The organism is Microbulbifer elongatus, assembly GCF_020524885.1.
GTDB lineage: Bacteria > Pseudomonadota > Gammaproteobacteria > Pseudomonadales > Cellvibrionaceae > Microbulbifer > Microbulbifer elongatus_A.
On the sequence record NZ_JAIVKJ010000001.1, the window covers coordinates 83624 to 95562 of the forward strand.

Genomic DNA, 11939 nt, shown 5'->3' on the forward strand with positions numbered 1-11939 from the left:
CCCCCCTCCTCCCCCCCCGGGGGTGGAGGATAAGGACTTCGGGTAAGCCTAGGATGGCAATACTCACCATAATCATAAGTCCAAGGGAGAAGATGATGAGTCTGACTAACAAACGTTTCCGGCCGGCACTGCTGTCTGCAGCAATTGCCGCTTCCGTGAGCGCCTCCATGGGTTCCTATGCTCAGGAACAGGCTGAAGCGCTGGAAGAAGTAGTAGTAACTGGTATTCGCTCCAGTGTTCTCGATTCCATTTCCGCCAAACGAGATTCCGATGTAGTTGCCGAGGTGATTGACGCAGGTGACCTGGCATCTCTGCCGGACGTATCTATTGCTGACGCACTTGGCCGCCTGCCGGGTGTGACCACAGTCCGCGACTCTGGGCAGTCTTCCCAGCTGAACATCCGTGGTATGAATGGTGACTTTGTTCAGACCAGCCTGAATGGCCGCGAGCAGGCGAGCACCAGTGGCTACACCGCCGGCAGTCGCTGGATTGCATTTGACCAGTACCCCTCCGAGCTGATTACCCAAGCCGCCGTCTACAAGTCACCGAAAGCATCCCTGATCGAGGGTGGTGTTGCCGGTACTGTTGAAATGAAGACTGCCAACCCCCTCGAGGCGGAAAAGCAGCATAACTTCAATGCCAACGTGCGTTACTCCTTCAACGACGCTGCGGAAAACGTTGGTGCCGACGACGCCGGCCAGCGCGTGAGCTTCTCTTACCAGGGCAAGTTCCTCAATGACACCCTGGGTGTTGCTGTTGGTTACGCCGACCTTTCCCAGCCAAACAACGCTGAGCACATGAACTCCTTCATCGAAGGTGCGCGTGATTTTGATGGCGACGGTAGCGAAGATCGCATCATCAAGGGCTTCCAGCTGCGTGCAGAAAATGGCGAAGACGAACGTCAGGGCTATCTGGCTTCTGTCGTCTGGCAGCCAAGTGACACCGTCAGCGCCCAGTTTGACTATTTCCGCTCTGACTTTAGCTCTGTTGACACCCGCAGCGGTTTCTACGTTGATGGCCTGCAGCGCGACGCGGGAACTTACGACATCGAAAACGCTGTCGTTGAAGACGGTATCCTGACCGGTGGCGATGTTACCCTGACCACCCTGGTTGGCCCATGGATCGAAGTTCGCCAGGAGGACCAGTCAACCGAGTCCCTGACCGAGAGCTTTGGTTTCGAGTTTGACTGGCAGATCACCGATACTTTCAATGCGAAAATGGATATCGCACACAGCAGTGGCGAGAAGAGCCGTCTTGACCGTATCGCCAGCTTGCACGCCTATGACCTGACATACGATGCCGACGGCAACCTGCAGTCCTGGCAAGAGCTGGGTGGCCAGAGTCTCGCGTATCAGCTGAACGCGGGCAACATGCCTTCTGTCGCATTCAATACCGATTACACCGACCTCAGCCATATGCGTTTGGGTGATTGGGAGCAATTCCCACACCTGTACACCGATGAGCTGGACAGCGTGAAATTCGACTTCAAATACGATGTTGAAATGCCGGTAATTGCTTCTTTTGAGGCCGGTGTTCGCTGGAGCGAGCGGGTATTTACTGATGACCGCAGCACTTTCCGCTGGGGCCGTCGCGAAGGCCAGAACGGCTTTGTTGATGCTGATGGCAACGTCGTCCTGAACGAAGGCTGTGAGTTCAACCGTAGTGACGCAGCATGTATGCCAATGGAGCTGGATGGTTTCGTAACCGTAGGATCCTTCGGTGGCTCCATGTCCGGCTACCCGAACTACCTGATGGTAGATATGGAAGGTATCGCCGACGCGGTATTTGGCCCGGGTAACTACGATGCCCAGCAGACCTGGGACCACAACTGGACCCTTATCGAAAGTGGCGAGCTGAAAGAAGAAGTTACCGCTTATTACTTCATGGCGAACCTGGATACCGAAATGTTTGGTATTCCGGTCACCGGTAACGCAGGTGTGCGCGTAGTTGAAACCGATACCAAGTCTATCGGCATCCAGCAGGTGCGTGACGGCGAAGGCGATGAAATCATCGACGACAACGGTGTAGCACGTTATGACTATGCTCACGTTGAGTACGGTCCAAAGTACACTGACGTACTGCCGTCTCTGAACCTGAGCTTCCACATCACCGAGCAGGACCAGGTTCGCTTCTCCGCGGCTAAAGTGATGGGTCGTCCGCCGGTATTCCAGCTGCGCGGTGGTGCAGGTTCCTGGATCGATACCGCTAATGATGGTGTTAGCGACCGCTACAACGTGTGGTCAAAAGGTAATCCAAACTTGGATCCGTTCCGCGCGAACCAGCTGGATATCTCTTACGAGCACTACTTTGAAGATGGCGGTGCTGTAACTGCAGCCGTGTTCTACAAAGATATCGAATCCCTGATCGAGACTGTTACCTTCTTCGAAGGTGAGATCGCTTGGTCCGAGATCGGCTTGGAAGCGCCGGCAGGTCTGGTCGAAGGTCAATACCAGACCGTGCGTAACAACGATATGGGTGGTTACGTCCGCGGTATTGAACTGGCTTACACCGATACCTTTGATCAGCTGCCGGGTATCTTCTCCGGCCTGGGTATGACCAGCAGCTACTCCTACACTGAGAGTGAGACAGCGGTAGATGGCGGTGGTAACTTCCCTGATCAGCTGCTGCCTTTGCCCGGTCTTTCAAAGAACGTGTGGAGCACCAGTGTATTCTGGGATATCGGCAACTTTAGCACTAACGTGAATGCTCGTTACCGCGATGAGTATGCCTTTGCCGGTGTGGCACCGGGTGGTTCCAGCCTGACCATGGCCGATGAGTACACCACTGTTGACTGGCAGTCTTCTTACTCCTTCGATAATGGTGTAGACGTTCTGTTCCAGGTTAATAACCTGACCAATGAGCCGAACATCGCAACTTACGGCACACCGAGTGCGGTTGCGGAGTACGCCGAGTACGGTCGTCAGTACTTCATGGGTGTGAGCTATCAGTTCTGATTGCGGAACTTAAGATAGTCCCATGACTGCTTTGCAGTAACACAGGCCGCCTGCCGGGGTAACTCGACAGGCGGCTTTTTTGCTTTAAGAATTGTGGTTTCAGCATGTTTGAACAGAGTCAAAATCCGGGGGCTGCTCCCGCGAAAAAAATTGTCATTGTCGGTGGAGGCACGGCGGGCTGGATGGCCGCCAACCTGATGGCAAAGAGCTGGATCAAAAAAGGATTTGAAATCACACTGATCGAGTCACCGAATATTGGCATTATTGGTGTGGGCGAGGGTTCCACGCCACAGCTCAAGGGCTTCATGGATTCCTTGGGTATCACTGAGCAACAGTGGATGCCAGCCTGTAACGCGACCTATAAGCTTGGAATCACTTTTAAGGATTGGTCGGTGCGGCCTGGCTTTACCAGCTACTTCCATCCCTTTCCTGCACAGCCGGATGATTACACGGCGCCGGCATTTTTTCACAACAGCTATGTACGTCGACAGGGCGTTGATGTGGAGGGGCACCCGGATCACTTTTTCCTGGCCACGCACCTCGCTGCCCAGAAGAAGTCTCCGATCCCGTCAGAAAACTTTCCATTTGAAATCAACTATGGGTATCACTTTGACTCCACGTTGCTTGGGCAGTTTCTTGCACAGTTTGCGCGCGATCACGGTGTAAATCATGTACAGGCGACAATCAACGATGTTCGCTTGCATGCGAATGGCGGCATTGCCAGTGTGGTCACTGATGAGGGGCAGGAAATCTCCGGTGACCTATTTGTGGACTGCTCCGGATTTCGGGGCTTATTGATCCAGCAGGCACTGAAGTCGGATTTCGTTAGCTTTGGAAAAAACCTGTTCAACGATTCCGCCGTTGTTGTGCAGACGCCTGGCGAAGATGAGCTCGAGTCCCAGACTATATCAACGGCACTCAAGTACGGTTGGGCGTGGAAGATTCCGCTGACCAGCCGCATTGGCAACGGCTATGTGTTCAGTAGCAGTTTCTGCACCCCGGAGCAGGCAGAAACGGAGTTCCGGCAGCATCTTGGCTTGTTGGACAGCGATGTGGCAGTCCGGCACTTGAAAATGAAGGTGGGCCGGCTTGAACAACACTGGATGAAGAACTGCGTGGCTGTCGGTCTTTCTCAAGGCTTTATTGAGCCGCTCGAGGCGACCGCATTGCACCTTGTGCAGGAGACGGTGGAAGGGTTTATCGACGCCTTTGAGAAGGGTAACTTCACAGACAAGAATCGTGCACCATTTAACAAGAGCATCAATGATCGATTTGAAGCGGTGAGAAACTATATTGTGGCCCACTACAGGGTCAATTCGCGCAGTGATACAGACTACTGGATTGAAAATGGGCGCAATGAACACCTCTCGTCCTCACTGCGTGCGGTTCTTGAGACTTGGGTGCGGGGGAAAAATATTTCCGATGAACTGGATCGCCAGGATATCGACCGCTACTACCCCTCGATTTCCTGGAACTGCCTTTTGGCGGGTTACGGCCTTTACCCTGAGCAGCATCAATTAAAGCCAGGCAACGCGCTTGCGCACAAGTACAAGCTAGATGAAATTCAGAGTTTTATCGGGCGATGTGGATTGAACTTCCGGTCCCACCGGGAAGAGGTCGATCGCCTGGTCAATGCCGTTCGCTGAAATAAAAAATGCCGGTTTGCCGGCATTTTTTTATCTCGACCTATGCTTAGTGCAAAGTAGAGGTAGATGCGTGCCCAAATTAAACGGACGCTCCATTTAATTTTCACAATGCCCGTCAAACATCCAGCTCACCGCCCGCGGAAATTCACCCCGCCAGAAGGCTTCATTATGCTCCCCCTGCGGATCAAGCTCCGCATACCACTGTCCGGCGGGTACGGTGTTCTCCAGGAGCGCCTGCATCTTTTGGTGCCCTGCGCTCATCTCTTTGCCTTCTAGTTTGCCTGTCAACAGGTAAGTGCGAGTTTCCTTTAGGCGCGGATTGTTTTTGGTCGAGGCGAACATCTGCGGCGCTATCCAGTAGGAAGGGGAGAAGATGCCGGCCTTGCCAAAGACATCCGGGTGGCGATTGATTGCATGGTTGGATATGAGGCCTCCCATCGAGCTTCCCATTACCGCGGTATGTTCCCTCTCTGGCAAGGTTCGATACTCGCGGTCGATGCGAGGCTTCAGTTCATTGACCAGGAAATCCACATAAGCATCGCCTTCACCCTTGCCGAATCGCTCATTGTCATAGGGGTTCAGTTCGGTCATGCGCAGCTTGTCGCCATGGTCAATGCCCACGACAATCACTTCCAGACCACAGGTCTGCGCCAGCTGGTTGAGCGTTTCATCCACACCCCACTCGCCGACATAGGAGGTGGCGTCGTCAAACAAGTTCTGCCCATCGTGCATATACAGCACGGGATAGTGCTTGTCAGAGTCCTCGTAGCTCTCGGGCAGGTAAATCCGATAAGTGCGTTCTCGTTGCAGGGTGCCCATCTCGATGGCGGGCATCACGTGCACGTTCGGCTGTGCGGTAGATGTTGGCGTTGGTGATGCGCCGGCAATTATCGGCTGGGTCGCCAGCAGCAGGGCGACGGCCAGGGTGAGCTTCTTGCGCACTGTTATATCTCTCGCAGCTGGGGCAGTGTGCCAGTATCCAATGTCTGCAGGAAGCCTGCTTCAGCCTAGGCTTGGGGGGAGAAGGGTGAACATGGGGAGCGCGGGGGAAATGGAAGGCCCCGCAAATGCGGGGCCGGGAGCAATGGGATCAGTGCGCGGTTGTGGTAAACGCGTTACACACCATCACATCGGTATCCACAGAGCCGATCACCCGCTCGGCGGTATTGCCGCGCAGCAGGGAGCCGGTCTCACCGTACTGGTTCAGGGTGCCCATCACCACCAGATCGGCATCGATCTCTTTGGCGATTTCGGCAACTACTTCGTTGGTGTAGCCCTGCTTCACGTGGATGCGGTCGGTGGGAACGCCGGTTTTTTGTGCCAGTTTGGCCAGGGCACCGCGGTCCGGATAGAGCATGGAGTCCAGGTAGGCGTTGACCAGGTGCAGCTCGGCACCGTACATCTCGGCGATGTAGTTGGCGCGCTCGGTGATCTGGCGGTTGAGCTGGCGCTGTTGGGTGGTCTGGGCCTGGTAGTTGACCGTGGCCAGTACCACTTTGCGGCGATCCTTGGCACCCGGGCGGATCAGTACCACCGGGCACTTGGCCTGCTTCAGTACATGCCACTTGGACTCGGCAAAGGTGAAACGACGGCTGCTGGTGCGGGCGTGTACCGGCAGATAGATCATTTCCGCGTTGTAGCGCTTGGATTCCTGAATGATCGCGCCCTGCCAGTCACTGGACCAGCAGACGTTGATTTCGAATTCAACGCCGGCTTCTTCGATCGGGGTGCGGATCTGGTCGCGGAACCAGAACTCATCGCGGAACAGGTGGTCGTTCACTGCGCGGGTGTCTACGGCTTCACCGTCGACGGCCACAAAAACGGCAAGCTTTGGCTGTGGGCTGCGCTCGCGGGCGGTGGCCAGGGCGCGCTCCAGGGCAACGTGGCGGTCGTCGTTGGGGTCCACCACCACAAATACTACGGGTTTATCCTGCATGTTCACTCCTTCAATTTTTTAAATCTGGTCCCTAAGTTCTCTCACTGCGCAGTAAGGATTCGCCCAACGCGCAGACGTACCGCCCACTATTGTTGGCGCCCTCTTTAGGCCTCTCTCCGGAGGTTCCACGGGCCTCTGGGCGGCCCCGCGAACGGGCGGTCAAGCCTATCACCGGCCGCCGGTTTTTTCACCTACGCCCCGGGCAGGGAGGATGAATCCAGGCGCCAGGCGCGTACATTAGGCTGTAGTGATGACCGTTCGATAACGACGGAGAGAAGATAATGAGAAAAATGACCGGTTTGGCCGCGCTGATTTCCGCAGCGGCACTGTCAATTACCGCCTGTTCCGACGGCGGCGCAAATTCAGCAGCGAATGCCCCCGCGGACGCGCAGGCATCTTCGCCGGAGCAGGCCGTTCCCGCCTTGACCGACATCAAGTCTGCGGCTGCCGACCCCTTTTGGAATAACGCCACCATCTATTTCATGCTGCCGGATCGTTTCCACAACGGTAATCCGGACAACGACCTGTCCTATGGGCGCAAGGGCGATGCAGCGTATATGCGCGGCTTCCTCGGCGGTGACTTGCGCGGTGTGATCCAGAAGCTGGAAGAAGGCTACTTCACCGATCTGGGTGTCGATGCCATCTGGATGTCACCGGTCATCGAGAACATCCACGGTTATGACGAAGGCGATAAGCGCACTTATGCCTTCCATGGCTACTGGCCAAAAGACTGGACCACCGTGGACGCCAACTTCGGTACCGAAGAAGACCTGGCGGAACTTATTCAGGTGGCGCGTAGCAAGGGCGTACGCATCCTGCTGGATGTGATCATCAATCACACCGGTCCGGTTACTGCAGAAGACCCCTTGTGGCCCTCCGACTGGGTACGCACCAATCCCCAGTGTGACTGGAGCAGCTTTGCCCAGAACGTACAGTGCGCACTGACCGACAATCTGCCCGACATTCTCACCGAGAGTGAAAAGCCGGTTGAGCTGCCACCGCAGCTGACCGAGAAGTGGCAGCGCGAAGGCCGCCTGGAGCAGGAAGTGGCGGAGCTGGATGCCTTCTTCGAGCGCACCGGCTACCCGCGTGCGCCCAAGTACTACATCGTCAAATGGCTCACCGACTGGGTGCGCGAATACGGTGTAGACGGTTTCCGTGTGGATACCGTGAAACATGTGGAGCCGGAAATCTGGGCGGTTCTCAAGAAAGAAGCCAGCCTTGCCCTGGAAGAGTGGAAGGCCAACAACCCGCAAGAAAAGCTGGATGATCGCAGCTTCTTCATGGTGGGTGAGGTTTTCCACTATGGCGTGAATGATTTCGCCAGCAGCGACGGCCGTTTCTACGACTTCGGCGATCGCAAGGTGGATTTCTTCAACTACGGCTTCGACAGCCTGATCAACATGGGCTTCGCCGCCCACGCTGGCCAGGATATGGAAACTATCTTCAGCGAATACTCCAGCATCCTCCACGGCGGTGAGCTGGAAGGTGTTTCCGTGGTGAACTACCTGGGCTCCCACGACGACCACCACTCGTTTGACCGCGAGCGCAAGCAGGTCAAGAGCTCTGCACTGAAACTGATGCTGGCCCCGGGTGCTGCGCAGATTTACTACGGCGACGAAATTGCCCGCCCGATGATTGACGAGCAGGCCTATGGCGACGCCTCCATGCGTGTGCCCATGGACTGGAGCAGCATCGAACAGGCAAAAACCAGTGAAATCCTGAGCCACTGGCAGAAACTCGGTCAATTCCGTCAGTCTCACTTCGCAGTGGGTGCCGGCGTACACCAGCAGCTCAGCGAAGCACCGTATATTTTCTCCCGCTCACTGGAAGGCGACCGCGTGATGGTGGCCCTGGATATGCCGGTGGGTGAAAAACGTGTGACTGCGTCTGACGTGTTTGCAGACGGTAACCTGGTAAAAGATTACTACTCAGGCTCAGAAGCAAAGGTAGAGAATGGCGTACTGGTGTTCGACACCGAGTTCGATACGCTGCTGCTGGGTGCGCCTGAAAAGCAAAAACTAAGCGCCCGATAACCCGGGATTAAGCGGAAATGAATTTGATTCGTCGGCCCGGTAAGTAATGTGACCGGGCCGGTAACAGAGCAGTGATTGGCTGCGTGTGACCCTCTCTTTCTCGTCGAAAGGCTTGCCGGTATCAGGTTTTCTGGTACCGGCTTTTTTTTGCCCCGAGAGTAGATGCTGGCTGTTTTTGCGCAGTCAACGCGTGACGTTCATCGAGAAATAATTGCTGTAGCTCAGTTCCGGAATGCCGTCGTTGTTGGTATCTACAAACTGTAACCCGTGTCCCGCCTGCATGAAGGGGAGGTAAGGTGACTCCGAAACCAGCATGAATGAATCGGGAGCGAGCTCCAGAATCTGGCTATGGGTATTGTTGAGCAGATCCGAGCCACTGCTTATCAAAATATTGCGACGGCCGGTACCATAGTTCTGTACCAGCAGGCTTCCAATATCGCCGGAATGCCGGTACGCGCTGCGTGGCGAGAGGTCGTGGTTAAGAACCACAAGCCATGTGACTTCGGGCTCATAGGCGGCAGTGAACAGCAACTCCTGCCTGCCATCACTGTCCAGATCGCCCACAGCCAGCTTGTTAATGTAGGCCTCCTGTAGAGCACTAACATACTCGGGGGGCGCCAACAGTGGTGCGATTTGTGCCATGGTCTGCTGTTGCACCAGCGTCAGGTTGCCGTCGACTAGTGCGTAGCGCGATATGGTGTCATTCGTGGTGACGATAATTTCATTGTTTAGGTCACCATCGAAATCGGTGATCATGACACTCTTGCCACCTTCGACTAATGCCTCCCAGAGCAGTGTCTGGCTGTTCGGGTCATAGACTTGCAGCCTGCCGTCGTCAGTAACAATCGCCAGCACACTTTTATAAACTTCATTTAGTCTTCCCTCTGCGATTGCACGTCCGTAATCGGGCAGGGTACTGCTCCAGACGATGGAATCGGAGAAAAAGTCATACATAGATAGCGTTTGGCGATTGATAAAATGTAGCTCGGGGTTGCCATCCTGCCCTATGTCACTAAGGGCAATATCCCAGAAGGTGGAGACTGTGCCAGCCCCAAGACTCATAGTCCATTTGAGGTCGCCAGACAGCGGATCCATCTGAATGGCCAGGGCATTTCGGCTCCCTCGGTTAAAGAAAATCAGGCGACTTCCATCGTGACTGAATTCTGCCTGCTCGCCACCGGAGAATTGGCCATCCACTCTCTGCCCACCCTGCCATTCAATCTCAATTTCTGGATTTTCTCCTGCGACGATCAGGGGAGACTCTCTCGGATGAATGATGACGTATTCTTGCTCGCCGTCGCCATCCATGTCGGCAATCAAGCCCTTGCTGGCAGCACTTGACAGGTTTAGCGTCCAGTCTGCGGAAAAGTTTGATGTTGTATCCTGGTTGAAGCTGTAAAGCGCGGACTCATTTTCTGCGTATGGAATCGCAAGTATTTCAGATCGTTTGTCACCGTCGACATCAGAAGCCGAGAAATCTGAATATCTTCCGGCCAACTGTCCTTTTACCGTTTTGTTTACTGCGTCGTACACATTGAGCCCAGGAGCTGAGCTGTTATTGGAGTTTCCAATGACTTCATCAATATCGTCGCCATCGATATCCGCCGCCCTAACCTGGTAGCCAAAACTTTCACCGTAAAACCACTCATTGGCAAACTGGTCGCCGTTAAAACCAAAAATGTATCCCCCGTTTAGTACGAGCTCGTCTGTGCCATCGCCATCGGTATCACCTATGGCTAAATCAGATTGCTGCGCTAAAAAGGACGATTGCCACAACACGTTCGCGGTATCGTGGCTACGAATTTCCACGATACTTTCATCGTCTCCATAAGGGTTTATCCTGACCAGGGAAATGATCTCGTTATGGCCATCATTGTTCACGTCACCGATTCGAATGGCGGTTACCAGTGATGCATCAATGTCAATGGATTGGCGTACACGGCGGGATTTGCCATCGAGGACCAGTATTTTGGTTTTGTCTTCACTGCCAAAATTGTTTGAATTATCGAAGCCGACGAATATCTCATCAATCTGGTCGTTGTCGATATCGCCGCTAGCGACACAGCTAATTTTTCCTCCTGGTTCGAGAATAAATGGATACATCCAGTTCTGCTCGTAGCCGCTGCCGTCGAACCCAATGGTGTACAGGCTCTGGGCGTCATCGGCCACGAGCAACTCGTGCGTCTGATCCCCGGAAAAATCCCCTGACGCAATGCTCTGCCGACCGCTGTTATCAAAACGAATGCCGCTTCGAGTCAGTGGCGACTGCCGATCTTCGTCGACGATCGTAATACGCCCGGAGAGCACCTCCTTGATATCTCCCTGCGCCATAGACAGTTTCCAATGGACCGTCTGTCGGGTATCAAACATGGGGCCAGTGGGGGTCCAGGAAATCACGCCGTCATCATCGAGCTGCATACCATTGGGGCCGCCCAGGAATTCGAGAGTGACTTCGTCGCCATCCGGGTCCTCGGCGGTGACGGGAAAACTGATCGGAACGCCATACGCTACGGCTTCGGGGGCACCCGAGACATAGAATATGGGCGGTGCATCACTGATGGTTAGCGACTGAGTGCTGCTTGCCACAAGCTCTCCATCACTGACCTCAACCACAACGCTTACCTGATCGCCTTTGAAAAAGTACTCGGAGGCCAGCGTGGTGCCATCGGTACCCTCGATAGGTATGCCATTCACCGACCAGTGGTAGCTGGTAGTCAACTCTTGTTGCTGTGGATCTGTTACCGATATCGACAGATGCAAAGGTGTATTGGTAAAGGCGGGGTTTGGTGTGAGGGAGATGTTGCTGATTACAGGTGGGGAGTTGCCCCCGGAGCCGCTACCGCTGGAACTGCCGCCCCCAGAACTGGAGCTGCTAGAGCTGGAGCCAGAACTGCTGCTGGAGCTGGAGCTGGAACTGGAACCTGAGCTGGAGCTGGAACCTGAGCTGGAACTGGAACCTGAGCTGCTACTGGAGCTGGAGCCAGAACTGCTGCCAGAGCCGGAGCCAGCATTGGTGTCCCCCGAGCTGCCCCCGCAGGCGCTCAAAGTAACTGTGAGCAATGCAAAAATGCATTGCTGGAACAACAAGGTACCTCTGGCTGATTTCTCCATGGGGCGCTTTTCCCGAGCCGGTGTAGAGTGCTTCGGTCTGGCGTTTATCCTGATGCTTCATCAGGCGCCACCGCTGTGGAACCTCGTACATCTGTCCAAGATGTTCTGTGAATTTACACGAGCTTGCAAGGAGTTTGAGCGGGTGAAAACCTGGCGCGAGAAGCATTCTGTGGGGAGTCATTCACTTGGATGCGGATGGCATTGTCTTCCGTTTCACCGTCCAGCGTGTGCTGGCTAAAGGATCCAGTGCCAGATT

The 11939-nt window shown here is 54.8% G+C and carries 7 protein-coding genes; 4 read left to right on the forward strand and 3 right to left on the reverse strand.

What is annotated here, in order from left to right; genetic code table 11:
• Positions 1–92 precede the first annotated feature (92 nt).
• Together LC059_RS00260 and LC059_RS00265 are read left to right on the forward strand one after the other, a co-directional pair.
• Positions 93–2954, forward strand: coding sequence for a TonB-dependent receptor (locus LC059_RS00260; protein ID WP_226701854.1), 2862 nt, complete (start codon positions 93–95; stop codon positions 2952–2954).
• Positions 2955–3058: 104 nt separating this feature from the next.
• Positions 3059–4600: a tryptophan halogenase family protein gene (locus LC059_RS00265; RefSeq protein WP_226701855.1), complete on the forward strand. Its 1542-nt coding sequence runs from the start codon at positions 3059–3061 to the stop codon at positions 4598–4600.
• Between the two features lie 96 nt (positions 4601–4696).
• On the opposite strand, the gene LC059_RS00270 is transcribed toward LC059_RS00265, so the two are convergent.
• Positions 4697–5542, reverse strand: coding sequence for an alpha/beta hydrolase (locus tag LC059_RS00270; RefSeq protein ID WP_226701856.1), 846 nt, complete (start codon positions 5540–5542; stop codon positions 4697–4699).
• 148 nt (positions 5543–5690) lie between these two features.
• Positions 5691–6536, reverse strand: coding sequence for a universal stress protein (locus LC059_RS00275; RefSeq protein WP_226701857.1), 846 nt, complete (start codon positions 6534–6536; stop codon positions 5691–5693).
• Between the two features lie 281 nt (positions 6537–6817).
• Here LC059_RS00275 and LC059_RS00280 point away from each other — a divergent pair, with 281 nt between their 5' ends.
• Positions 6818–8572 carry an alpha-amylase family glycosyl hydrolase gene (locus LC059_RS00280; protein WP_226701858.1) on the forward strand — a complete coding sequence of 585 codons (1755 nt, stop codon included), beginning with the start codon at positions 6818–6820 and terminating at the stop codon, positions 8570–8572.
• Positions 8573–8755: 183 nt separating this feature from the next.
• Here the strand turns inward: LC059_RS00280 and LC059_RS00285 are convergent, their stop codons facing one another.
• Positions 8756–11290, reverse strand: coding sequence for an FG-GAP-like repeat-containing protein (locus tag LC059_RS00285; protein WP_226701859.1), 2535 nt, complete (start codon positions 11288–11290; stop codon positions 8756–8758).
• Positions 11291–11369: 79 nt separating this feature from the next.
• Between LC059_RS00285 and LC059_RS00290 the strand changes: the two genes are divergently transcribed.
• Entirely contained in the window at positions 11370–11921 is a 552-nt protein-coding gene (locus tag LC059_RS00290; protein WP_226701860.1) for a hypothetical protein, read from the forward strand.
• Positions 11922–11939: the final 18 nt, after the last annotated feature.

Coding starts and splice junctions, on each gene's coding strand:
- LC059_RS00265 (WP_226701855.1), top strand. CDS start 3,059: ATGTTTGAACAGAGTCAAAATCCGGGGGCTGCTCCCGCGAAAAAAATT.
- LC059_RS00260 (WP_226701854.1), top strand. CDS start 93: ATGATGAGTCTGACTAACAAACGTTTCCGGCCGGCACTGCTGTCTGCA.
- LC059_RS00275 (WP_226701857.1), bottom strand. CDS start 6,536: ATGCAGGATAAACCCGTAGTATTTGTGGTGGTGGACCCCAACGACGAC.
- LC059_RS00290 (WP_226701860.1), top strand. CDS start 11,370: ATGTTGCTGATTACAGGTGGGGAGTTGCCCCCGGAGCCGCTACCGCTG.
- LC059_RS00280 (WP_226701858.1), top strand. CDS start 6,818: ATGAGAAAAATGACCGGTTTGGCCGCGCTGATTTCCGCAGCGGCACTG.